Below are 22,514 nucleotides of genomic sequence, written 5' to 3'. Positions count from 1 at the left end.
GACAACCGGGTCGGCGCGCACGGATACTTCTCCCATGGCACGCACTCCCGACAAGCTGCGGCGACCCGGCTATGCCCCCGTCGCCAATGCTGGTGTGGGGCGCCGTGGACTGCACACCCGCGACCGCATACTCGGGCGCGCCGCAGAGGTGTTCCTGGCCAACGGGTTCCACGCCACCTCCCTTGACGCCATCGCCAAGGCGGCTCGCGCCTCGCGTGCCACCGTCTATCAATACTTCGCGGGCAAGGAGGAGATCTTCCGCGAACTGAGCGCGTTGGCCGAGCACGATGTACTCGAACACAGCGAACACCTCAGTGGACTCGGCCCGACGGTCGACGGGATGAACGCGCTGCACCGCTGGCTAGTCGAATGGGCGGACATCTACGACGCCCACGCCGCGGTGTTCGCCGAATTCCCGGGCATCGGCACGGCCACCGGGTTGGCCGTCATCGATGCCAGCTCGGCCGCCGACCGGTTCCATCAGACGGTCACCGACCGGCTGCGGCGGACGCGCCTGCGGGATCTGGAAGCCGATGATGCGGCCGCCGCACTGGGGCGGATCCCCCACATGGTTCATCTCTACCGGTACCGGGCGATGTTCCCGTTGCCCGATCGGGCGACCGTCACCTGGTCGTTAACCGCCGCGTTGCAGCTGATGCTGTTTCCCGAAACCCCAGCCGACGTGCTGCAGGCGGCCGCACCGCAGGCAACAAACGGGCGCGCGCGAACCCCGCCGGGCGCCCCCGGCAGTGCCGCGGCAACAACACCGGCCGTCGAGGCATCGGGCTCACCGATTCCCCAGGATGTGCTGTCGGTCAGCTCGGCTTTGTTCGCCGAGCGCGGCTACTACGCCGTGGGCATGGAGGAGATCGCGGCCGCCGCCGATATCAGCCGCGCGACCTTGTACCGGTACTTCAGCACCAAGGACAAGATACTGGCCGAGCTGACCCGCCGGGCGGTCGCCGAGATCGAGGAGCACGCCGCCACGCTGCCCGCGATGGCCCCGGATTCGCTGACCGAGTGGATGCTCGGCTATGTCCAATTTCATCGCACCTACCGCGGCGTGATCCGGGCGTGGTTCGACGGCACGGTCGCAGAACAGCTCTCCGACGCCGATGTCGAGCACGGCATTGGCGCGATCTTCCACGCGGTTGCCGCGCTCCTGTCCACTGTCGACCTCCCGACCGGCGTCGACACAGATGTGGCGGGCGCGGTCTTTGTGGCGGTCCTGGGCCGGATGTCCGAGCCGACCGGGGCAAGCGCGCCGGACAGCGACGAGCGGGCCGCAGAGTTGATGGTCAAATTGTTGCGCCGTGCGCTTCTGCGCCCCTGAGGTCGGCGCGCAGTCGCTTCTTGTCCACTTTGCCGCTGGCCAGTACAGGCAGATCGGCGACCAGCATCAGTCGACGAGGCACCTTGTAGCGCGCCAGCCGTTGCCGCACGCCCTCTTGCACCATTTCCAGGGTCGGCGACGCACCGCTGCGCGGCACCACGACGGCACAGACCGCCTCGCCCCATCTGTCGTCGGGCACCCCGACGACAGCGCAGGCGGCTACCCCGTCAACCGCACTGACCGCATCCTCGACCTCGGGCGAATAGATGTTCTCCCCGCCGCTGATGATCACGTCCTTCTTCCGGTCCATCAGATAAAGCAGCCCGCGCTCATCCAGTCGACCCATGTCCCCGGTGTGACACCACCCGTCTCCCAAGGTCGCCTCGGTGGCCGACTCGTCCTGCCAGTAGCCGCGGAACATCGAGTCGGAGTGCACGATGATCTCGCCTGCCTGCCCTACGGGCACGTCACGGCCCGCGTCATCAACCACTCGCACCCGCGTGCCGGCAAATGGGAAGCCAACCGAACTCAGCCGCTCGGCACCGTCGGGTTCGTCGAGGACGTGCAGTTCGCGGGGCAGTCCCGCCACGATGACTTCCGTCTGCCCATACAGGTTGAGGAAACCCGCGGCCGGCAGCACGCCGAGCGCCCGCCGCAGGACCGCCGCCGTCATCGGCGCGGCCGAATAGACCACCGTGCGAACCGATTCCACCGCCAGGCGATCACTCACCTCATCAAGCAGTGCGCTGAGCATGACCGGCGCCAGGTGCAGCACCGTGATCCGCTCGTCGGCGATCAGCCGCACCGCATCGGCCGCATCGAATTGTTGCTGCAGCACCACGGTTCCGCCCCGAGCATGCAGTCCGCCGATGATCCCGAGCGCACCGAAATGAAACATCGGCATGTTGATCAGCCCGCGATCGGTTCTGCCGCAACGCATCTCGTTGTTCATGGTCAACACGACGCGGCGCATTTCCCGCTGTCCGAGGATGCAGCACTTGGACGCGCCGGTCGTGCCGCTGGTGAACAGCAGGTACGCGATGTCGTCTGGGCGGGAGGCGAATTGCGGCTCGCCGGCGCGGCCGCCTTCGATGAATCGCTGGTAGCCGATGATCCCCGCCGGAGCGTCTTCCCCGATGGTCACCAGCATCGGCCCCGACGGCACGTCCGCTGCGATATCGCCGATCACCGGCATGAACTCCTCGGCGCAGAACACGATCGAGGGGGCGACGCGGCGCAGCGCATCGTCTATCTCCGGTGCCGAGAGCCGGAAGTTGATGGTGGCCATGATGATTCCGCTGAGTTGGGCGGCCGCGTTCAGTTCGCCGAACTCGATGCTGTTGCGGCTCAACACCGCGATGTGGTCCTGGCGCCTCACCCCTGCCGCGGCCATGGCCGACACCAATCGGACTGCGCGGTCCCGTAATTGTGCGTGGGTCACGGTGCGCCGGCCGTGCCGGTAGGCGACGACGTCGGGAAAGCGGACCGCGTTGTCGGTCACGATGTCACCGAGCGTCAAGTCGTCGACCGCGGCCATCGATTTACCGGCTGCTCAACAGCATCGACCCGGCCACCGGGCCGCCGCCCACACCGACGGCCACCACCTCGGGAGTGCGGGGTGCCTGCCGATCGCCGCCCTCGCCCCACAACTGCACACATGCCTCGTGCAGGAAGCCCATTCCGTGCAGCCGACCGCCGGAGAGTTGCCCGCCACTGGTGTTGATCGGCAGCGAACCGTCCAGGGCGATGGACGAACCGTCGCCGACGAATTCGCCGACCTTGCCGTGCTCGCAGAAGCCCATCGCTTCCAGCCACATGACGGTCAGGAAGGAGAAGCCGTCGTAGAGCTGGGCCATGTCGACATCGGCGGGAGTCAGCGTGGTGTGCTCCCAGAGCGTGGTCGCCGAATCATGGGCGGCCATCGTGGTGATGTCGCGGCGCTGATCCCAGGTCGCCCGCTCGAACATGCCGGGCCCGACGGACTCGACCGTCAGCGGGTGTCGCGGCAGGCCGTTGGCGGCGTCACGGCGGGAGACGATCACGGCGGTGGCGCCGTCGCAGGGCACGTCGCAGTCGTAGAGGCACAGCGGCTCGGAGATCATCCGCGCACCGAGGTAGTCGTCCATCGTCATCGGTTCGCGGTAGACCGCATCGGGATTGAGTCCGGCGTTGGTGCGGGCGTTGATCGCGATGCGGCCGAGGTGCTCGCGGGTCAGTCCGAAGTCGTGCATGTAGCGCTGGGCGGGCATCGCCAGCCAGTTCGCCGCCGACAGTGCGCCAAAGGGCGCCGTCCATTCCAGGTGCGGGGGCAATTCCCCGCCGCCGAACAGCACCGAGGCCCGACCGCCGCCGGCCTGTTGCGCGGCGGTGGACTCCCACACCGACCGGTAGACCACGACATGGTTGGCCAGCCCAAGGCTCACCGCCATACAGGCCTCGATCGCCGGGCCGATCTGCCCCGCGGTCTCCATCGCCGAGACGTACCAGCGGGAGCGCAATCCGAGTGCGTTGCGAACCTCCTGGATGGTGGCGCCGGAGAATCCGGCGTCCGGCACACCCGGTCCCGGGTAGCTGGCGATCCCGTCGACATCATCGACGCTCAGCCCGGCGTCGGCGATCGCCCGCAGCACCGCCTCGAGGGTGAGGTCCAATCCCGTCCGGCCCAGCCTGCGGCCGACCTGCGACTTACCCGCTCCGGTCAGGACGGCTTTGCCGTCGAACGGGCCACTGGTCACCAGACGAACCTAGCGATCAGTTCGGCAACGGCGGCCGGTTTGTCGACTCCATCGATCTCGACGGTGTGACGCACGGTCAGGTTCACGGTGTCGTCGGCGACCTTGGTGGCGTCGGCGAGGTCGGACCGGACCCGGATGCGGCTACCCGCAGTGACCGCGGACAGGAATCGCACTTTGTTCAGGCCGTAGTTGATGCCCATCTTGGCGTTCTCCACGCGGTAGTTGTCCTTGCTCACCCCGGGGATGAGCGAGAGCGTGAGGAAGCCGTGCGCGATCGTTGCGCCGTAAGGGCTTTCGGACTTGGCCTTCTCGACGTCGACGTGGATCCACTGGTGATCCATCGTGACGTCGGCGAAAGAATCGATCCGGCTCTGGTCGATGTCCACCCACCGGCTGACCCCGAGTTCCTCTCCGATCGTCGCGAGCGCATCGTCCACGGACTTGATCACCTTCACCGCTGCTCCCAACGTCACCTGTGCCGACATACCGATATCTATTTAACGGTATAGACTGGCCTCGCTCGTCGGGCAAGCAGCCCGTCAACTCTGACGATCTTGGGAGACACATGGCCACCACCACGTCCCGCGCAGCGATCGTGGCCGCTGCCCGCACACCGATCGGAACGGCGCGCAAGGGCACGCTGGCCAACATGCCTGCGATCGAGCTCGCCAAACCCGTCGTGCAGGCCGTCGTCGAACGCTCCGGACTGGACGCGGCGGACTTCGACGACCTGGTCTTGGCCGAGAGCATGCAGGGCGGCGGCGACAGTGCCCGCTACATCGCGGTGGCCCTCGCCATGCTCGACATTCCCGGGCTCGCCGTGAACCGCCAGTGCGCATCGAGCCTTTCGGCCATCGCCGTGGGCGCCGGGCAGATCGCGTCCGGGATGAGCCGCGCCATCCTGGCCGGCGGTATGGAGTCGCTGTCGACCGGCCCAATCATGCAGAAGCGCAAGCTCTTCACCACAGGCAAGTCGCCCGAGGATTACGCGCAGTGGTTCCCCGAGTCGCATCCGCCGACTGCGGAAGCGCCCGCCATGGACATGTCCATCACCGTCGCGCACAACTGCAACCTTCAGTACGGGATCACGCGCGAGGACCAGGACAAGTGGGCGCTGCGCAGCCATCAGCGTGCGATCAAGGCCATCGACACCGGAGCGTTCACCGACGAGATCATCCCGCTCCAGGTGCCCCAGGCCGACGGCAGCGTGATTACCTTCGCCGAGGACGAGCATCCACGGCGCGGGAGTTCGATGGAGTCGCTTGCCGGGCTGAAGGTGCTGCATCCTGAGATCGAAGGCTTCACCGTGACGGCAGGAAACTCCTCCGGGATCAACGATGCCGCGGCGGTGGTCGCGCTGGCCAGCCCGGACACCCAGCAGGATGTGCTGGCAAGCGTGCTGTCCTGGACGCAGGTCGGACTGGACCCGACGCGGACCGGCAGCGGGCCGATCAAAGCTATCCCGAAGGCGCTCGAGTTGTCGGGCCGCAAACTCGAGGATGTCGCACTGTTCGAAATCAACGAGGCGTTCGCCGCTCAGGCGGTGGCGTGTGCGCGCGAACTCGGTCTCGATGAGGAGATCGTCAACGTCTACGGCTCGGGCATCAGCCTGGGCCACCCGATCGCCGCAACCGGCGCCCGCATGGTCACGTCAGCGATCTACGAATTGCGCAGGCGCGGTGGGGGTATCGGCGTGCTGTCGATGTGCGCCGGCGGTGGTATGGGTGCCGCGATGGTCATTGAGGTGGCCTGAGATGACCGCACTGATCACCGAGGGACTGTTCCGGGTCGACGGCGGCCGTGCGGTGCTGTTCGCGTCGCGCAGGCGTTCGTCGGGTGCGGTGAAGTTCCCGGCAGAGCGGCCCGAGCTGTTCGACGGCGACTCCGACATTCAGCAGGACATCGAGCCGATCGAATTGTCCACCGCGGGAACGTTGTACACCTATACGACGCAGGAATTCCCGCCACCGCTGCCCTACAAGGGCAATCGGGATCCAAAGGTGTTCCAGCCGTATGTGGTGGGCTTCGTCGAGCTGGCTGAGGGCGTGCTGGTGGAGACGCTGATCGTCGACGCGACCGCCGACGAACTGCGGATCGGCCAGCGCCTGGTCTCGACCACCACCACCCTGGAGACCGCCGACGGTCAGTCGCTGGTGACGTTCGCATTCCGACCGGCCGAGGCGAGTTAGAGTCCATCCGGTGACGGACCTGGGCTCTCCGCAATTCGGGCTTCATCCCCTGCACGGCGTGCACGAACCCACGACCGGCAATCCGCCGCGCCGGCCGCGATCTGCGCGCCGGACCACGTCGATCGACATGACCCGCGACGAGGGCTCGCTGGACCCGGTGTATCTGAGTGGGCGGGCGCGCGATCTGTGGACAGCCGGCGACGAAACGGCGACCGAACTCGGCTCCGCGACACTGTCGGCCACCATCGAGCTGGTCGCCCGCGTCGTCCGTCACGTCGAGGTGACGCCAGCCGTCGTCGCGATGTCTCGACTGGCTGGCGCACCCGCGATGAGCGGGTTCCGCGCCGCGGCCGACGAGGTGGCTCCCGAGCTGCGGCACGCCCGCGACCTGCGCTACACCTTGCTCGATGACGTTCCCGTCGCCACGCTGATCTCCGGCCATGCGCTGTCGGCGTCCAATTTGCTCGGCGATGTCGCGAAGTCCGGGTACTACCTGCCGGTCGCGGACCAGTGTGCCGGCTTCGCGACCGGGGGTCTGCTAATGACTTCGTTCGAGGCGGGCGATCCGGTGATCGTCACCGGCCCAGCCGCTCCCGACCTCGACCACGGCCAAGATCCTGGGGACCCCTGGGCCTGGCACGAAGTGGCGGCCTTGCCGCGCCACGCCATGCGCCGTAGACGGCGCGTCGACGTCTATGAAGAGAGCGCTCGGCGGGTCGGCATCGATGCGATGTTCCGCGACACCTACGTGCGCGGTGACGGGGTGGAGACGATCATCCACGAGTACACCCTGGACGCCGTCGTCGACACCGAGACCGGCGTGATCGCCGAATCGCGGGCCACACCGCGGGTGCTGCCCTGGCAGGAATGTCCGGGAGCCGTCGCCAGCGCTGCGCGAATCAACGGAATGACGTTGCAGGAACTGCACTTTCGTGTGCGCCGAGAACTATCGGGCACCAGTACGTGCACCCACCTCAACGACCTGCTGCGCAGCGTCGCCGACGCTGAGGCGTTGATACACCTAGTGAAAGCAGCCTGAGCGCGTCAGCGCGGGCCGGGCGTCGCGTCCCCCAGCTCGTCGGGTTGAGCGGGAGGTACAGCGGCCTTCGGCTTGGTCGCGTCGTCAACCTCGTCGATGTCATCGAGGGACGCCTCGTCGGTAATGGGTTGGCTGGTATCGAAACCTGACATGGCTACTGAATAGCCAGAATCCCGGCGCTCAATCCTCTAAGCGTTGGCGAACGAGAACGTCCGTGTGCGGCTAACCGTCAGCGTGGTCACGTGATTCGCTGCGGGTGGCCAGATCACTGTTCCCTGCGAGATCACACCGCGAATGTCCCGATAGGCGGTGAATGTGTCAGCCACCACGGACGCCTGGATTTCAGCGCGTTGTGCGGCCTCACCACTCACACCGTCAACGATGACGGCGATTGTGGCGGAATCGAAGTCGACCACCCGCGCCGGTAGGGCCAGCAGCTGGCCGTCGGTGTCGACGACACAGATCGCGCCGGACGGTCCTTGCGCCAAGAACTCGGCTAGTTCGTCCTCGGCCATCGCAATTGGGCCGGAGCTGCGCGGATTAGGCACGTCGATTGGGGAGATCGGCGGCGCGGATCTGGTTGAGCGTCAGGCCGATGAAGCACCGCTTGCCGCTGAGGAGGCGGTCGCGGACGTTCGTCACGACCGCCTCCGGCACGCGTTGATCCGGTGAGCTTTCGCCGATGAGTTCGTCGACCTCGGCTGCGGACGGTTGGTAGACGGACGCATGACCACAAACAGAGACCCAACCCTCGTGGTCGCCGACCAAGCAGGCGACCTCGGGAGCGGAGCGCAGGTGCCGGACCTTGGCGCTCTTGGCGTAGGTGGCGAAGTAGAGGCAGCGGGTGGCGGAACGATAGGCGACCGAACGCATGGCGTAGCCGATCGGACGTCCGGCGCCATCGCGGCAGAAGAGAAACACGCGGTGGTGGGCATGGAGGAGCTCGATGACGTCCGGCGCGTCGAGCGACAGCGGGGTCACGACTCGAGAGGCGTTGCCATCGCGACGATCATCTCCGCGACCACCGCGATCATCTCGTCGCGGTCGACGGCCACGGTCTGCCGGTGCACCGTGTGCCAGGCGCGGTCCAGCAGCCCCATCACCGCGACGCCGATGACGTCTGGCGAGTGCGTGCCGTTTCCGGCAATCGCCTGGCCAAGCTTCCACGACGCCCGAGTCACCATGCGGTTGCGGGAGTTCCGGAAATCGTCGTCGTCGGGCGCCGACTGCGCCGAAGCGAGTACGAACGCACCGTGGTGATCCATGTAGTCGAAGTAATGACCGACCCAGGCCCGGATATCGGCTGGGCCGAACGCTGCGTCGGCCTCGGCCCATTCCCCGATGACGGCTAGGGCTTCGCGGTAGGCGTTCTTGCCGAGGACGTTGAAGATCTCGCGCTTGTCTTTGAAGTAGGTGTAGAAGCCGGCCCGAGAGATGCCACACGCCTCAGTGATCGCATTGATCGGCGTGCCCGCGTAGCCGCGTTCCAGAAACAGACGGCGACTGGCGTTCAGGATCGCCGCGCGGGTGCGCTCACCGCGGGTGGGATCCGATTCCCGTTCGGTGGCCGAAGCCGAGGTCACCGTCATGCGGCGACTTTATATGACAGTATCGTCAACTGCAATCAATGCACCTATTGGACAAATCGTGGCTCTGAATCATCCGAACTTGACACAAGTGTCAAGTTCGGCGAAGCTCATAGCCAAGCCCAAAGTCGAGTAGCGAGAGGCACCACGATGACGCAGTTCACCGACGCACCGATCTTCGATGCCGATCAGCACATGTATGAGACACCCGACGCGCTGACGAAATATCTGCCGAAGGAGTTCCAGTCCAAGGTGCAGTTCATCCAGATCGGCAGGCACACCCGCATCGCGATCCTGAACAAGATCACCGACTACATGCCGAACCCGACGTTCGAACGGGTCGCGGCCCCCGGCGCGCACGAGAAGTTCTACTCGGGCCAAAACCCCGAGGGTCTGTCGATGCGAGAGATGTCCGGCCGCGGCATCGACACCCCCCCGGGAGCACGCAACCCCGAAGACCGAATTGCCGAACTCGACCGCCAGGGCGTCGACGCATGCCTGAACTACCCCACGCTGGCCAATCTGGTCGAGCATTCGGCCGCCGAGGATCCTGACCTGACGGTGGCGATCATCCATGCGCTGAACCAATGGATGCTGGAGCACTGGGGGTTCAGCCATGCCAACCGCGTCTACTCGACACCGGTACTCACCCTGGGACTCGTCGACGAGGCCCGGCGCGAGCTCGAGTACATCCTCGACAACGGGGCCAAGGTCGCGCTGATCAAGCCGGCGCCGGTGAATGGCTACAAGGGGTGGCGCTCCCCCGCGCTTCCCGAATTCGACCCGTTCTGGCGCGACGTCGAGGACGCAGGCCTGCCAATCGTGTTGCACGCCAGCCAACCTCCGCTGCAGGAGTACATCGACAGGTGGGAGCCGCCGTCGACCAGTAGCGCGTTCGAGATGTCGGCGTTCAAGTGGACCGCGCTGGGCCACCGAGAGATCGCCGACATGTTGACCAGCCTGATCTGCCACGGCACGTTGACCCGATTCCCGAAGCTGCGGATCGCCAGCGTCGAGAACGGCAGCGCATGGATCAAGCCGCTGTTCGACGACCTGCAGTCGACATACGGCAAGATGCCGCAGAATTTTCCCGAGCATCCGCACGACGTGTTCCGACGCAACATCTGGGTCAGCCCGTTCTGGGAGGGTTCCGTGGCCGACGTCGTGCAGACCGTCGGATGGGACAAGGTGATGTTCGGCTCGGATTGGCCGCACCCCGAAGGCTTGGCGGAGCCAAAGCGCTATTGGCAGTATGCCGAGGGTATGGACGAGCGTCGCACCTATGACTTCATGGGTGACAACGCCCGTCGCTTCATGGGGCTGCCGATCGCCAACCCTGACCCGGAGGCCGTCAAGCCCCCGCAATTGGCGAACGCCTGAGGTACACGCAGCGCTAACGGCCATTTAGTAAGCACGGCTAACTTTTCGGGTAGGCTCGGAATAGCTCGTTTTGCCGAGAGCCACGAAAGGGACCGTGATGGCCAGAACCGACAATGACACGTCGGACATCAATGAGAGCGTCGGCGCTACCGCGTTAGGGGTTGCCGGCGGGCGGGCCGCGGAGACCAACAGCGCCGATCCGCTGATCAGCGATCCCTACGCAAAACTGTTCCTCGAAGCGGCCGGCGACGGCATCTGGCGGGTTTATCTGGACGATGAGTTACCGGCCGAATTGGTCGGTGCCGATCCACAATTCGAGGACCGGATGCAGGCGATGCTGGGCTATACGGCGTGCCGGACGAAGTTCTTCGACGACTACTTTCTGGCGGCGGCCGGCGAAGGCATCCGGCAGATCGTGATCCTGGCGGCCGGTCTGGACTCACGCGCCTGGCGACTCGCCTGGCCGGCAGGGTGCGTGGTCTACGAGATCGATCAGCCGAAGGTGCTGGAATTCAAGACCGGCACCTTGAAATCGCATGCGGTCGACTCGATCGCTTCTCATGTCAGCGTCGGCATCGACCTCCGTCTGGATTGGCCGAAGGCACTGGCGCAGGCCGGGTTTGACGCGTCGGCCCCGACGGCGTGGTCGGCGGAAGGGCTGTTGCCCTATCTAACAGCCGATGCCCAGGACCTGTTGTTCGATCGAATCCAGTCGCTCAGCGCTCCCGGGAGCCGTGTCGCGGTCGAAGCGTTCACCAACGAGTTCTTCAGCCCAGAGAGTTTCGCGCGCCGCGAGGAGCAGACGGAACGCTACCGACAGGCCGCAATCAAGCTGGGCGGCAAAGACATCACCGAGTCTGGCAACCTGCTCTATGAAGAAGAGCGAACCGAGGTCGTCGACTGGCTGCAAGCGCATGGCTGGACTGTCACCGCTGCAACGAGCGCCGAGGATCTGATGGCCGCAAGCAACCGAGCCGTCCCGGTGGGCCTCGATGCCGCCGTCCCGGAAAGCGTGTTCGTCGAAGGCCGGCTGCGCTGACCCCACCGACCCGCCCGATATGCTAAACGGCCTGGCCTCGAGGCGGCGGCCACTCCCCACTCGCTGTCAGTCGCTGGCAGGCAGCGGCTTGGCTTCCTTGAGCACCAGCGGCGTCGCCCCGACGCTGAGTGAACCGGCGCCGGCCTTGGTGACCAGCACCTCGGCGTCGCCGTCGTCGACATACCGCTTGCCCATCGTGGTGCCGTCGGCGAAGGCCGGGTCGGGCGCGGCGTCGGCGGGCCGCTCGGCGTCCAGCGGCAGCATGGGCCGGCCCCCGCAACGCAGATCGTCGAGGCTCTCAGCGGCTTTGACGACGATCACCTGGGTGTCACACACCTGGCTCTGCAGGCGCGTGCCGTTCTTGATCATGTCGGACTCCTTGTTGTTGTCTGGGAGACGGATTCAGTGCTCGGCTGCCGCCGGCTTGAGGTCTTCGAGGATCTCCCGGCGCAGCACCTTGCCGGTCGGCGTGGTCGGCAGCTCATCCCGGAACACGATGCGGTCCGGCGTGCGGGACCCGCGCAGCTTGCTGCGGGCGAACTCGCGCAGCCGCTCGGGTGTCCGCGCGGTGCCTGACTCGGGCACGATCACCGCTACGATGGCCTGCCCCCACTCGGCGTCATCCAGGCCGACGACGACAACCTCGCGGACGTCGGGGTGCTCAATGAGCACGTCCTCGACCTCCGACGGGGCGATATTTTCGCCGCCGCGGATGATGGTGTCGTCGGACCGCCCTCCGATGAACAGGTAGCCATCCTCATCCAGCATCGCGACGTCCCTGGTCGCGAACCAGCCGTGGTCATCGAGCACCGAACCGATCTCGGTGTAACGGCCCGAGACCTGAGGGCCGCGAACGAACAGCTCACCCGTCTCGCCCGGCCCTAGTACGGTGCCGTCCTCCGCGCGAATCTGCACCTCGATGCCGGGGACCGGTCGACCGACCGAAGTCAGTCGACGGGCGACGGCGTCGTCTCGCGCCTCGTGGGCCAGGCGATGGTCGTCGGGTGTGAGCACCGCAATGGTCGAACTGGTCTCGGTCAGCCCGTAGGCGTTGACGAAGCCGACCTGCGGTAGCAGGTCGAGCGCCCTTCGGACCAGGGGTCGCGCCACCTTCGATCCGCCGTATGCGAAGTTGCGCAGCGTCGGAAGCTCGGCAGACTGCTCCTCGAGGACCGCCACGATGCGGGACAGCATGGTCGGCACCACCGTTGCGGTGGTGACCCGCTCGTCGCGGACCAGTCGAACCCATTCGTGCGGATCGAACCGGCGCAGGTACACGATCGCCCGTCCGGCATACAGGTTTGACAATGCGGCCCCGACCCCCGCGATGTGATATGGCGGGACGCACACCAGCGCCGCATCGGCGGGATCGGCGGAACCAAATTCGACAGTGCCCGTGACATAACTGGTCAGGTTGTTGTGAGTCAGCTCAACGGCTTTGGGCCGCGACGTGGTACCCGAGGTGAACAACACGACCGCCACGTCGTCGGGGTCGGCGAAGACCGAGACGGGCTCGGTGGATCGCGCGGCCTCGATGAACTCGTCGGACGTCATCACCGGCTGGCCGAAACCGGCCACGATGTCGCGGTACTCGGCGTCGACCACGACCAACGGCGAGGGCAGCCGATCGATGAGTTCGCGCAGCCCCTCTGGACTCAGCCGATAATTCAGTGGCGTGAACGCCGTGTTCGCGCGCGCCGAAGAGAACAGCAGCAGCGGGAGTAGTACTCCGCCGGTGCCGACGTAAGCGACATGGGATGCCCCGGATGCGGCGATAACGCCTGCACCGCCGTCGGCGAGCTCGCTGAGGTCGGCAGTGGTCAATCGAATGTCGCCGTCCACCACGGCAACCCGGTCGGGATCACCCGACGCCGCCATCTCCAGCAGCAACGAAATACTCAACGCCCCTCAGCCCTCACCTGCGAGTTGATGCCCTATCGCCGTTAGTGCGTAGCGACCCGATTCTAGACCCGCACCGACTAATCAGATATATAGTTATAGGCTTAGTGGTATCTGAGTCAACGCGCGCTCCCGTCGACGGCGGGTCCAACAGTGACGCATGCTGAAGGGAACACAATGAGCAGCAGGCCCGAGATCGCCATCATCGGTGTCGGCCTTCACCCGTTCGGGCGGTACGAGGACCGGTCGGCACTGGAGATGGGTGCCGTGGCGATCAGCAGGGCCCTGCGCGATGCCGGGGTGGCGTGGTCCGACGTGGGCAGCCTGTATGCGGGCAGCCTCGAGGTGGCCAATCCCGAGGCGGTGACGGGGTTGGCAGGGATGACCGGCCTCCCGGCGCGGGCCACATTGAGCGGCTGCGCGACCGGAAACTCGCTGCTGACCCTGGCCGCGCGAGACGTCCAACTCGGCGAAGCCGACATTGCGGTCGGCGTCGGGCTGGACAAGCATCCGCGCGGCGCCTTCGGCGCCGACCCGTCGGTATCGGGGTTGCCGCAGTGGTACGGCGATCAGGGCATGTTCCTGACCACGCATTACTTCGGCACCAAGATCATGCGCTACATGCACGATCACGGCATCACCGAGGAGACCCTGGCCCGCGTTGCCGCCAAGAACTTCGACAACGGAGCGCTGGCGCCGCATGCATGGCGCCGCAAGCCGATGAGCGTCGACGCGATCCTGAGCTCTCCGGTCGTGAACGCACCGCTGCGTCAATACATGTACTGCAACCCGAACGAAGGCGCTGCCGCTGTCGTGGTGTGCCGGGCCGATAAAGCCAAGGAGTACACCGACTCTCCGATCTACCTGCGCTCCACCGCGCTGCGCAGCCGCCGCGAAGGCGCCTACGAACTGCTGCGTACCTCGATCGAGCTGCCGATCGTGCCCGGCACCACCGCTGAGGCCGCCCGCGCCGCCTACGAGTTGGCCGGGATAGGCCCCGAGGACGTCGACGTCGCGCAACTGCAGGACACCGACTCGGGTTCCGAGATCATCCACATGGCCGAGACCGGCCTGTGCAAGGACGGCGAACAGGAGGCACTGCTCGCCGACGGCGCCACCAAGATCGGTGGCCGGCTGCCTATCAACACCGACGGTGGCCTGCTGGCAAACGGCGAACCGGTCGGCGCATCCGGCCTTCGCCAGGTCTACGAGCTCGTCCAGCAGTTGCGCGGCACCGCGGGTGACCGTCAGGTGCCGAACGATCCGCAGGTCGGGCTGGCCCAGTTGTATGGGGCACCCGGAACCGCAGCCGTCGCCATCTTGTCCAAGTAGCCGCCATCCCGAAGGGAGTACTGCCGATGACCGACACCCAGGCGGAGTCGCGCCCGCGCGCCGAGGTCGACCTCGACCACCACTCACCCGGGTTTCGCGAGGACCCGTATGGCCGGTTCCGCGAGATGCGCGAATCAGGCTGTCCCATAGCACATTCCGATCACTACGAAGGCTTCTGGGCGCTGGTCGACTACGCATCGGTCTTCGAAGCGGCCCGCGACGACGACCTGTTCAACTCCTATCCGTCGGTGGGGGTGCCGGCCAGTGAGCTGCCACTGCCGATCCTGCCGATTGAGTCGGATCCACCAGAGACCCAGGAGTTGCGCGAGGTCACCCTCAAACGCTTCTCCCCGGGATCGGCGGAGCGATTCCGCGAGTCAGCCATCGAGATGACCAACGAGGCGATCGACGCCTTCATCGAGCGCGGCGAGTGCGACCTGGTCGGTGAGCTCACGACGCCGCTGCCGGCCCGGTTGATTCTGCGGCTGTTGAACTTCGACGAGTCGCGTTTTATGGACTGGGTCGGCTGGGTGCACACCACCGTGCACGACCGTGCTCACGACCCGGAGAAGGCCGCAATCGCCGGCATGGAGATGTTCGGCGAGATCGGCAAGCACATGGCGCAGCGGCGCGCCGAAGGGCTCGGCGACGACCTGTTCAGTGACATCCTGCGCGGAACGCTGAACGGCGAACCGCTGGACGACGGTCAGATCACCATGTACACGGTGCTGATGATGCTCGGCGGCATGGACACCACCAGCGGCTTCACCGGCAATGTGCTGTTGCGGCTGTGCAAGGACGACGAGCTGCGGGCCAAGTTCAAAGCCGATCCGAGCCTGGTGAAGAAGTCCACCGACGAGATGCTGCGCCTGTACACGCCGACACTCGGTTTGGCGCGCACCGTCTCGCGCGACGCCGACTTCCACGGCCAGCGGCTGTGCCAGGGCGACCGGGCGATCCTGATGTGGGCAGCGGCCAACCGAGACCCCGCAATGTTCGAGAACCCTGACGAACTCGACCTCGATCGCCCAAATGCCAAGAAGCACATGGCGTTCGGTGTGGGCATGCACCGCTGCCTGGGTTCGCACTATGCCAAGCTGATGTTCGACGTAATGATCACCCAGGTGCTCAAGCGGCTACCCGACTTCGAGTTGGCCGGTAATCCGAAACTGTTCGAGGACGCAGGCGAGGTGTACGCCGTGCGCGAACTGCCGGTCCGTTTCACGCCCGGGCCGCGGGTGGGTTGACGGCCGGCCGGGACGGGAGAACACGGTGACGGCTGGCACCATCGCCGGGCTGCTGGATGAGTGCGCCGCCAGCCGACCGGATCGTCCGCTGCTGCGCGACGTCGAAGGCGAGACACTCACCATCTCGCAGGTAGCCGCGCTGGCATCGGCTGCCGCGGCATGGCTGACCGATGCCGGTGTGCGCCCCGGCATGACGGTCGCCTGGCAGCTGCCCTCACACGTCAACGCCGCGGTGGTGATGCTGGCCCTTGCCCGCATGCCCGTTACGCAGGCCCCGGTATTGCACCTCTATCGGTGCCGCGAGGTGTGCGCGGCGGTCGACGTCGCGCGCGCGGACATCCTGCTTGTCGACGAGTCGACGGCCGCCAATGCGGCGCCGGGGCTACCGACAATCTCGGTCCCTGCCGACCTTGTCCGCCGGCTCCAGACGTCGCCGGCCGCAAGCGCCGACTACGAAGCGCCCCACGGCGCAGCGGAGCCGCGCTGCGTGTACTTCACGTCGGGCACCACCGGGCACCCGAAAGCCGTGCGCCACACCGACGGCACGTTGCTCAGCGCGGCCCGCGGTTATGTCGCTCATCTCGGTGTGGGCAGTCATCCGCGGGAAGTCGGCACCATCGCATTCCCCATCGCCCACATCGGCGGCATGGTCTACCTCGCCACCGCTCTGTTCGGCGACTTTCCGGTGGTGCTCATCCCTAAGGTTTCCGCAGCCGACCTGCCCCGGGTGCTCGCCGAACGCCAGGTGACGGTGACCGGAGCGAGCACCGCCTTCTACCAGATGCTGCTGACCGCCCAAATGGCCGCGCCCACAACGGAATTGTTGATGCCGTCGCTGCGGATGCTGATCGGCGGGGGGGCCGCGTGTCCGCCCGAGGTGCACAGACAGGTGCGTGAACACCTACGCGTTCCGGTCGTGCATGCCTACGGAATGACCGAGGCACCGATGATCTGCGTCAGCGAGGCCACCGACACCGACGAACAACTGGCCAACAGCGCGGGCCGGCCCATCCCTGGATCACAGGTGCGGATCGCAGCGAGCGGCGAGATCGAGCTGCGCGGCGACAACCTGACACCGGGATATCTGCAGCACGACCAGTGGGCCGACGCGATCACCGCGGACGGGTGGTTCCGCAGCGGCGACCGGGGCCACCTTCGCCCGGACGGCCGCATCGTGGTCACCGGTCGCACCAAGGATTTGATCATTCGCAAGGGCGAGAACGTCGCCCCTGACGAGATCGAGAACGAACTGCTGGCCCACCCCCTGGTCGACGAAATCGCCGTCCTCGGCCAGCCCGACGAACTGCGCGGTGAGCTGGTGTGCGCGGTCGTGCGTCGTTCGCCACGCCATCGCGACGTCACCCTCGACGAGCTCTGCACGTTCCTCGACGAACGCGGGCTGATGAAGCAGAAGTGGCCCGAGCGGCTCGTCCTCGTCGACGAGTTCCCGCTGACGGGGCTCGGCAAGGTCGCCAAGTCCGAGCTGGCCCGGCAGATCGCAGGAGGAACCCGATGACGGCGTTATCCGCCGACGAACGTCAGGAACTCGCGCAGTCGGTGCGCTCCGCCTGTGAGCGACTGGCATCCGAGGACCGAGTGCGCGCGGTTGCATACGGCGAGGTCGACCGGGGCGGCGTAGCCGGACGTTCCGGCTTCGACACGGTGCTGTGGGACGTGCTGTGCAACCAGGTGGGGATAGCCGCCATCGCGCTGCCCGAACACCTGGGCGGCGCCGGTTACGGCGCGTCCGCGCTGGGCGTGGTCGCCCACGAACTCGGTCGCGCGCTGGCCCCGGTGCCATTCGTCAGCTCCACGGTGCTGGCCACCGGCCTGCTGCTCGACTTGACCGAGCGCGACCCGGATGCCGATAAGCGACTCACCGGGCTCATCGAAGGTCGCCGCACCGCCGCCGCCGCCCTTACCGGCGACGGCGGGTTGTGGCGACCGTCCGCGGTGACGCTGAGCGCCACGCGCGCCGGGGATGATTGGAACCTCGACGGCACGGTGCGCCACGTGCTGGGCGGTTCCGTTGCCGACGACCTCGTCGTGGTCGCCATCGACGAAGATGGCGAGCCGGCGGTGTTCCTGCTCGACCCGACTATCGACAGCGTCGTCGCGAAGGCCGAACGCGTGCTCGACCACACCAGGCCGATGGCCTCCATCACGCTCAGCTCGGCCCCGGCACTGCGGCTCTCCGGCGACGCACCCCTGGGCGACGTCGTCGAGCGCAACGTCGACATCGCGCTGGCGGTGCTGTCGGCCGAACAGATCGGCGCCTGCGAGCGGGTGCTCGAGATCGCCACCGACTATGCCCGCACGCGTGAGCAGTTCGGACGGCAGATCGGCAGCTTTCAGGCCATCAAGCACAAGTGCGCCGACATGCTCGTAGATCTCGAGTGGGCGCGCTCGGCATCACAGGCGGCCCTGGAGGCTCTCGACGATCCGGACTCCGCTGCCGCCGGCGAAGCGGGCTGGCGGGCGAGCATGGCCAAGGCGGTCTGCTCAGAGGCGCTGCGCAACGCGACCAAGGCAAACGTCCAGATTCGCGGCGGCATCGGCTTTACCTGGGAGGATTCCGCACACCTGTACTTCCGGCGCGCCCGCACGGACGAGGTGATACTCGGCACCCCGGGCCAGCACTGGGACCGGCTATCGACGCTGGAGCCGTCGACTCAGCTGCCGGCTTCGCCAGAAGTGACGAAAGAACCCAACGACGTCGACGCCTTACGCGCGGAGATCCGCTCATTTCTGCACAGCGCACCGAGGCCCGCCGGTCTGCGGAACTACGGGCCCACGCCCACCGCGGATGATGTTGGGCCCGGCCGGATCTGGCACCGCTACCTGGCCGACCACGGCTACGCGTGCCTGCACTGGCCGCGCGAGTTCGGCGGTGCTGCAGCGACCGTGGCGTACCAGGCTGTGTTCGCCGAGGAATGCGCACGTGCCGAGGTGCCCCGCCAGCTCAACATCACCGGCGCGGACCTGGTCGGTCCGGTGCTGATCAAGTTCGGCAGCCAAGAACAGAAGGACCGCTACCTGGAGCCGATCCGGTTGGGCGACGACGTCTGGTGTCAGTTGTTCTCCGAACCGGGCGCCGGCTCAGACCTCGCCGGCGTTCGCACCCGGGCCGAACGCACCACGACCGGTTGGCGGATCGATGGCCAGAAGGTGTGGAGTTCGGCGGCCGCCTCGGCCCGATTCGGGCTGCTGCTCGCCCGCACGGGTCCAGAAAAGCACCGCGACTTGTCGATGTTCGTTGTGCCCATGGATACCTCGGGGGTCACGGTCCGCCCGCTGACCCAGATGGACGGCGAGAGCAAGTTCAACGAAGTCTTCTTCGACGGCGCCGAACTCGACGACGACGCCCTGATCGGCGACGTCGGTCAGGGGTGGACCGTGGCGATGGTGACGCTGGGACGTGAGCGCCTGACATTGGGTTCGCAAGCGGTCTCGATGTTCCGCCTACACGAACGCATGGTCGACGCCGCCCGCGACCGCGACTTGCTCGACCCGGTGGTGTCCAGGTCGATGACCCGGCTGTGGGCCCGAATGTGGCTGCTGCGCTACACCTGGCAGCGCGCCATCGACTCCGGCGACCTCACGTCGCCGGCCTTCTCGGTGCTGAAGTTGATGACCTCGGAAACCGACCAGGAACTCGGGGACATGGCCACCGAAGTGCTGGGCACCGACGCGTGCACCGACCCCGCGGACGACGGGCTGGTGCATCACATGCTGGTCGGGCGGGCGCAGACGATCCTGGGCGGCACCAGCGAGATTCAGCGCAACATCCTCGGTGAGCGGGTGCTCGGGCTTCCCAAAGAGCCTCGATGACAACAGCTTTAACCACAACTGAGTTGACCGCCGCGCTGCGCGCCGCGCTGCGCCCCAGAGCGACAGTGGCCCTCGGCGACGGGGTGGGCGCACTGCGCTGCCTCGATGACGGCGGGTCGGTCGGAGCGGCGCTGAGCGCCGCCGCCGGCGAGGTGGGCTCGGTGCGCTTGATACTGGGCTGGCTGCCCGCCCCGATCGACGGCCTCGACGCAGACGCGTTCGCCGAAGTCGTTGCGTTGATGCCCGGTTGGGGCGTGCGCGACGTATTGCGCAGCTCGAAGGTGCGATTCACACCGACGCGGCTGGCCGCGATACCCGCGCTGCTGACCGACGTCCTGCAACCCGATGTGCTGCTGACCCGGCTGGTACGTCGCGATGGTTCGCTGCAGTTCGGCACCGAAGTGTCCTGGCAGCGGGCGCTGGTTGACCGTGGCACAACGACTTTGGCGATGGTCGACTCCGCGTCTCCGGCAGCGGATGCCGGGCCTGCACTCGATCCGTCGAGTGTCGAGGTGCTCGGCACGGTCGCGGCCGGACCGCTGCGAGTACCGCACCGCGACCCCGAGCCGATACACGACGCGCTCGCCGACGCGGTACTGCAGTTGCTCCCCGAAGATGCCCGGATCCAGTACGGCCCAGGCCAGCTCGGCACCGCGCTGCTGCGCCGGACACAGGTGCCGTTGCACATCGACACCGGGTTACTCACCGACGCCGTCGTCGACCTTGACAACCGCGGCCTGCTGGTGGGTACACCGTCAGCGACCTATCTCCTGGGCAGCGACGCGCTCTACGACTGGGCCGACGGGCGCAGGATCCTGCGCGGGCTCGACTACACCCACGACCTCACCCGGTTGTCCCGCGGGTCACCGCTGGTCGCGGTGAACACCGCCATCGAAATCGACCCGTACGGACAGATCAACGTCGAGGGCTTGGGCGACAAGGTGATCGGTGGCATCGGCGGGCATCCCGACTATTGCGCCGCCGCCCGAATGAGCAGCGGCGGACTGTCGATCATTGCCGTTCCTACGAGGAACAACGGGCGCTCACCGCTCGTCGAGCAGCTCAGCCGTCCCGCCTCCACGCCCGCCCACGACGTGGACGTGATCGTCACCGAGTCCGGATACGTCGACCTGCGCGCAGCAGACTGGTCGCAACGCCGGCAACTCATCACCGGATTGTTCTCGAAGTGAAGGGGATAACGAGCAATGCCTGAAGGTCCGCTGACCGGCAAGGTCGTTTTGGTGACGGGCGGCGGCCGGGGAATCGGCCGAGCCCACTGCCTCGAGTTGGCCAAGCAGGGCGCGGCCGTCGTTGTCAACGATCCAGGCGTCGGCCGGGACGGTACTAGCAGTGACGAGGAAGGTCCCGCGGCGGAGGTCGTCGCCGAGATCGAGGCGTCCGGCGGCAAGGCCGTCGTGCACACGGGTTCGGTGTCGGCGTGGGACGACGTCGCCGACATGATCTCCACCGCCATCGACACTTTCGGTTGCCTGACCGGAGTGGTGAACAACGCGGGCATCCTGCGGGATTCCATGGTGGCCGCCTCCAGCGAGGCCGATTGGGACGCCGTCATCGCCGTACATCTCAAAGGTACCTTCGCCGTCACCCGACATGCCTGCGAGTACTGGCGCACTCAATTCAAGGCAGGCAACCCGATTGACGCGCACATCGTCAATACGGTGTCCGGCGCGGGCTTGTGGGGCAACGTCGGGCAGAGCGCTTACGGCGCGGCCAAGGCCGCGATCGCCAACCTGACGCTCGTCACCGCGATGGAGGCCCAGCGTTACGGTGTTGCAGTCAATGCGATCTCGCCACTGGCGATGTCGCGAATGACCGCCGATGTCTTCGGCGCCCGGGCTGACGATCCCGCGCTGGCTCCCGCCCGCAGCTCCGCTGTGGTGGCCTGGCTGCAATCGGCACAGTCGTCCTGGCTCACCGGGCAGATCCTGCGCATCAACGGCGACAAGCTCACCCGCATCGAGGGCTTCACCGAAGCGCCCGGCGCTTACCACGCCAAAGATGGTGCAGGTCTGGTCTTTTCGGAGATCGGGCAGGCCGTCAGCTGGCTCTACGGGACCTCACCCCGCGGACTGGCCGGCCCGCTCCCGACGGCCTGATTATGGCGCCCCGCCATCGGCGTAGATAGTCTGCCCCGTGACGAAAGCGCAGATATCCGAGAGCAAGAAGGCGATCAGCGCGCCGATCTCGTCCGGCTGGCCGGGGCGCCCGAGCGCGGCGTCGAACCCGAAGTCCTCCACCAGCGCCCGCTCGAGGGCCTCGTCGTAGGGATAGCCTTTGCTTTCGGCAACGTATCCGCGAATGGCATGCAGCGCATCGGTTTCCACTGCACCCGGGGCGACGCTGTTCGCCCGGATACCCGATTTCCCGTGCGTACGTGCGATGCCGCGGGTGAACGTCGCAACGGCCGCCTTGAGGCTCGCATACGGCAGCCGCGGCTCGTGAGGCGAGCGTGCCGAGTACGCGGCCGTGGTCACGATAGCGCCCCCGTTGACGGCGAGGTGCGGCAGCGCGGCCTGCACACTGCGAGTGGTCGCCAGTAGAACGTCGTGAAACGCGGTGTCCCAGGCGTCGTCGTCGGCGTCGATGGGCATCATCCCGGCGGTCCCCATCGTGATGGCGATGCCGTCGAGCCTGCCGAGTATCCGGGCCGCTTCGTCGACGGCGGCTGCCGCCGCTCCGGGCTGACTGACATCGAACGATAGTCCGTGTGCCGACTCCGCACCCGCGGCGGCGACTTCTTGGGCGGCGTTCTTGCCGCGGTCGGCGTCGCGCCCGACCAGCACGACGGCCGCGCCCTCGCGGGCCAGCGCGCGCGCTGCGGCCAGCCCCATGCCGGCTGTGCCGCCGACGACGACGTAGCCCTTCCCCGTCATCTGCAGATCC

The 22,514-nt window shown here is 66.8% G+C and carries 22 protein-coding genes and 1 pseudogene; 13 read left to right on the top strand and 10 right to left on the bottom strand.

The features are described 5' to 3' along the window. The first annotated feature begins 34 nt into the window (after positions 1-34). A complete protein-coding gene (locus MTY59_RS08490; RefSeq protein WP_221045265.1) occupies positions 35-1,333 on the top strand; it encodes a TetR/AcrR family transcriptional regulator in 1,299 nt (432 codons plus the stop codon). Here MTY59_RS08490 and MTY59_RS08485 read toward each other — a convergent pair. Genes MTY59_RS08485 through MTY59_RS08475 form a run of 3 tightly spaced genes read right to left on the bottom strand, consistent with a single transcriptional unit; the run spans position 1,299 to position 4,523 of the window. Continuing rightward, positions 1,299-2,870 (bottom strand): class I adenylate-forming enzyme family protein, encoded by a 1,572-nt coding sequence (locus MTY59_RS08485; RefSeq protein WP_221045264.1) that lies wholly within the window; start codon positions 2,868-2,870, stop codon positions 1,299-1,301. The genes MTY59_RS08490 and MTY59_RS08485 overlap by 35 nt on opposite strands. A gap of 4 nt (positions 2,871-2,874) precedes the next feature. After that, positions 2,875-4,068: a thiolase family protein gene (locus MTY59_RS08480; RefSeq protein WP_046184236.1), complete on the bottom strand. Its 1,194-nt coding sequence runs from the start codon at positions 4,066-4,068 to the stop codon at positions 2,875-2,877. After that, the gene (locus MTY59_RS08475) at positions 4,065-4,523 is read right to left on the bottom strand and encodes a MaoC family dehydratase (protein ID WP_221046331.1); all 459 of its coding nucleotides are present in this window, start codon (positions 4,521-4,523) and stop codon (positions 4,065-4,067) included. The genes MTY59_RS08480 and MTY59_RS08475 overlap by 4 nt, the downstream gene beginning before the upstream one ends. A gap of 110 nt (positions 4,524-4,633) precedes the next feature. Here MTY59_RS08475 and MTY59_RS08470 point away from each other — a divergent pair, with 110 nt between their 5' ends. Genes MTY59_RS08470 through MTY59_RS08460 form a run of 3 tightly spaced genes read left to right on the top strand, consistent with a single transcriptional unit; the run spans position 4,634 to position 7,296 of the window. Further along, on the top strand, positions 4,634-5,821 hold the full coding sequence (locus MTY59_RS08470) for a thiolase family protein (RefSeq protein WP_221045263.1): 1,188 nt from the start codon (positions 4,634-4,636) through the stop codon (positions 5,819-5,821). 1 nt (position 5,822) lies between these two features. Next, a complete protein-coding gene (locus tag MTY59_RS08465) occupies positions 5,823-6,257 on the top strand; it encodes a Zn-ribbon domain-containing OB-fold protein (RefSeq protein ID WP_221045262.1) in 435 nt (144 codons plus the stop codon). Positions 6,258-6,267: 10 nt separating this feature from the next. Next, complete coding sequence (locus MTY59_RS08460) at positions 6,268-7,296, top strand: DUF2889 domain-containing protein (protein WP_221045261.1); 1,029 nt, start codon at positions 6,268-6,270, stop codon at positions 7,294-7,296. A gap of 5 nt (positions 7,297-7,301) precedes the next feature. On the opposite strand, the gene MTY59_RS08455 is transcribed toward MTY59_RS08460, so the two are convergent. The 4 genes from MTY59_RS08455 to MTY59_RS08440 are packed head-to-tail and all read right to left on the bottom strand — an operon-like array spanning position 7,302 to position 8,885. Continuing rightward, positions 7,302-7,448: a hypothetical protein gene (locus MTY59_RS08455; protein WP_197083422.1), complete on the bottom strand. Its 147-nt coding sequence runs from the start codon at positions 7,446-7,448 to the stop codon at positions 7,302-7,304. Positions 7,449-7,484: 36 nt separating this feature from the next. Next, positions 7,485-7,811 carry a hypothetical protein gene (locus tag MTY59_RS08450; protein ID WP_221045260.1) on the bottom strand — a complete coding sequence of 109 codons (327 nt, stop codon included), beginning with the start codon at positions 7,809-7,811 and terminating at the stop codon, positions 7,485-7,487. A 25-nt stretch (positions 7,812-7,836) separates the two neighbouring features. After that, positions 7,837-8,277: a pyridoxamine 5'-phosphate oxidase family protein gene (locus MTY59_RS08445; RefSeq protein WP_221045259.1), complete on the bottom strand. Its 441-nt coding sequence runs from the start codon at positions 8,275-8,277 to the stop codon at positions 7,837-7,839. Then, complete coding sequence (locus tag MTY59_RS08440; protein ID WP_221045258.1) at positions 8,274-8,885, bottom strand: TetR/AcrR family transcriptional regulator; 612 nt, start codon at positions 8,883-8,885, stop codon at positions 8,274-8,276. The genes MTY59_RS08445 and MTY59_RS08440 overlap by 4 nt, the downstream gene beginning before the upstream one ends. 147 nt (positions 8,886-9,032) lie before the next feature. Here MTY59_RS08440 and MTY59_RS08435 point away from each other — a divergent pair, with 147 nt between their 5' ends. Further along, the gene (locus MTY59_RS08435) at positions 9,033-10,262 is read left to right on the top strand and encodes an amidohydrolase family protein (protein WP_221045257.1); all 1,230 of its coding nucleotides are present in this window, start codon (positions 9,033-9,035) and stop codon (positions 10,260-10,262) included. Positions 10,263-10,359: 97 nt separating this feature from the next. Beyond that, positions 10,360-11,301: a class I SAM-dependent methyltransferase gene (locus tag MTY59_RS08430; protein WP_221045256.1), complete on the top strand. Its 942-nt coding sequence runs from the start codon at positions 10,360-10,362 to the stop codon at positions 11,299-11,301. A gap of 66 nt (positions 11,302-11,367) precedes the next feature. Here the strand turns inward: MTY59_RS08430 and MTY59_RS08425 are convergent, their stop codons facing one another. Beyond that, positions 11,368-11,670 (bottom strand): hypothetical protein, encoded by a 303-nt coding sequence (locus MTY59_RS08425; RefSeq protein WP_221045255.1) that lies wholly within the window; start codon positions 11,668-11,670, stop codon positions 11,368-11,370. A gap of 33 nt (positions 11,671-11,703) precedes the next feature. Beyond that, positions 11,704-13,203, bottom strand: coding sequence for a class I adenylate-forming enzyme family protein (locus MTY59_RS08420; protein ID WP_221045254.1), 1,500 nt, complete (start codon positions 13,201-13,203; stop codon positions 11,704-11,706). A gap of 174 nt (positions 13,204-13,377) precedes the next feature. On the opposite strand from MTY59_RS08420, the gene MTY59_RS08415 reads away from it, so the two are divergent. The 7 genes and pseudogenes from MTY59_RS08415 to MTY59_RS08390 all read left to right on the top strand — a co-directional run bounded on the left by MTY59_RS08415 (position 13,378) and on the right by MTY59_RS08390 (position 21,727). Next, positions 13,378-14,532, top strand: coding sequence for a thiolase family protein (locus tag MTY59_RS08415; protein WP_046183651.1), 1,155 nt, complete (start codon positions 13,378-13,380; stop codon positions 14,530-14,532). 26 nt (positions 14,533-14,558) lie between these two features. Beyond that, positions 14,559-15,779, top strand: a complete 1,221-nt coding sequence (locus MTY59_RS08410; protein WP_221045253.1) for a cytochrome P450 — start codon at positions 14,559-14,561, stop codon at positions 15,777-15,779. 25 nt (positions 15,780-15,804) lie between these two features. Continuing rightward, positions 15,805-17,295 carry a class I adenylate-forming enzyme family protein gene (locus MTY59_RS08405; protein ID WP_221045252.1) on the top strand — a complete coding sequence of 497 codons (1,491 nt, stop codon included), beginning with the start codon at positions 15,805-15,807 and terminating at the stop codon, positions 17,293-17,295. Further along, positions 17,292-18,401: pseudogene (locus MTY59_RS27825) on the top strand (acyl-CoA dehydrogenase family protein); the annotation flags it as partial. The gene MTY59_RS08405 and the pseudogene MTY59_RS27825, both read left to right, overlap by 4 nt. Positions 18,402-18,473: 72 nt before the next feature. Continuing rightward, positions 18,474-19,610: an acyl-CoA dehydrogenase family protein gene (locus tag MTY59_RS27820; protein ID WP_413785355.1), complete on the top strand. Its 1,137-nt coding sequence runs from the start codon at positions 18,474-18,476 to the stop codon at positions 19,608-19,610. Then, the gene (locus MTY59_RS08395) at positions 19,607-20,800 is read left to right on the top strand and encodes an acetyl-CoA hydrolase/transferase C-terminal domain-containing protein (protein WP_046183648.1); all 1,194 of its coding nucleotides are present in this window, start codon (positions 19,607-19,609) and stop codon (positions 20,798-20,800) included. The genes MTY59_RS27820 and MTY59_RS08395 overlap by 4 nt, the downstream gene beginning before the upstream one ends. A 15-nt stretch (positions 20,801-20,815) precedes the next feature. Further along, complete coding sequence (locus MTY59_RS08390; RefSeq protein ID WP_221045250.1) at positions 20,816-21,727, top strand: SDR family NAD(P)-dependent oxidoreductase; 912 nt, start codon at positions 20,816-20,818, stop codon at positions 21,725-21,727. On the opposite strand, the gene MTY59_RS08385 is transcribed toward MTY59_RS08390, so the two are convergent. Then, positions 21,728-22,504 (bottom strand): SDR family NAD(P)-dependent oxidoreductase, encoded by a 777-nt coding sequence (locus MTY59_RS08385; RefSeq protein ID WP_036474128.1) that lies wholly within the window; start codon positions 22,502-22,504, stop codon positions 21,728-21,730. Positions 22,505-22,514: the final 10 nt, after the last annotated feature.

Origin of the sequence: Mycobacterium senriense (assembly GCF_019668465.1) — a bacterium.
Classification (GTDB): domain Bacteria; phylum Actinomycetota; class Actinomycetes; order Mycobacteriales; family Mycobacteriaceae; genus Mycobacterium; species Mycobacterium senriense.
Note: the sequence above shows the minus strand (reverse complement) of the source record. Positions and strands in the feature narration are given on the sequence as shown.

Excerpts from the sequence above, each read along its gene's own strand:
- MTY59_RS08415 (WP_046183651.1), top strand. The coding sequence starts at position 13,378 with ATGAGCAGCAGGCCCGAGATCGCCATCATCGGTGTCGGCCTTCACCCG.
- MTY59_RS08385 (WP_036474128.1), bottom strand. The coding sequence starts at position 22,504 with ATGACGGGGAAGGGCTACGTCGTCGTCGGCGGCACAGCCGGCATGGGG.
- MTY59_RS08390 (WP_221045250.1), top strand. The coding sequence starts at position 20,816 with ATGCCTGAAGGTCCGCTGACCGGCAAGGTCGTTTTGGTGACGGGCGGC.
- MTY59_RS08425 (WP_221045255.1), bottom strand. The coding sequence starts at position 11,670 with ATGATCAAGAACGGCACGCGCCTGCAGAGCCAGGTGTGTGACACCCAG.
- MTY59_RS08465 (WP_221045262.1), top strand. The coding sequence starts at position 5,823 with ATGACCGCACTGATCACCGAGGGACTGTTCCGGGTCGACGGCGGCCGT.
- MTY59_RS08470 (WP_221045263.1), top strand. The coding sequence starts at position 4,634 with ATGGCCACCACCACGTCCCGCGCAGCGATCGTGGCCGCTGCCCGCACA.
- MTY59_RS08435 (WP_221045257.1), top strand. The coding sequence starts at position 9,033 with ATGACGCAGTTCACCGACGCACCGATCTTCGATGCCGATCAGCACATG.
- MTY59_RS08485 (WP_221045264.1), bottom strand. The coding sequence starts at position 2,870 with ATGGCCGCGGTCGACGACTTGACGCTCGGTGACATCGTGACCGACAAC.
- MTY59_RS08430 (WP_221045256.1), top strand. The coding sequence starts at position 10,360 with ATGGCCAGAACCGACAATGACACGTCGGACATCAATGAGAGCGTCGGC.
- MTY59_RS08490 (WP_221045265.1), top strand. The coding sequence starts at position 35 with ATGGCACGCACTCCCGACAAGCTGCGGCGACCCGGCTATGCCCCCGTC.
- MTY59_RS08395 (WP_046183648.1), top strand. The coding sequence starts at position 19,607 with ATGACAACAGCTTTAACCACAACTGAGTTGACCGCCGCGCTGCGCGCC.
- MTY59_RS08450 (WP_221045260.1), bottom strand. The coding sequence starts at position 7,811 with ATGGCCGAGGACGAACTAGCCGAGTTCTTGGCGCAAGGACCGTCCGGC.
- MTY59_RS08455 (WP_197083422.1), bottom strand. The coding sequence starts at position 7,448 with ATGTCAGGTTTCGATACCAGCCAACCCATTACCGACGAGGCGTCCCTC.
- MTY59_RS08410 (WP_221045253.1), top strand. The coding sequence starts at position 14,559 with ATGACCGACACCCAGGCGGAGTCGCGCCCGCGCGCCGAGGTCGACCTC.
- MTY59_RS08440 (WP_221045258.1), bottom strand. The coding sequence starts at position 8,885 with ATGACGGTGACCTCGGCTTCGGCCACCGAACGGGAATCGGATCCCACC.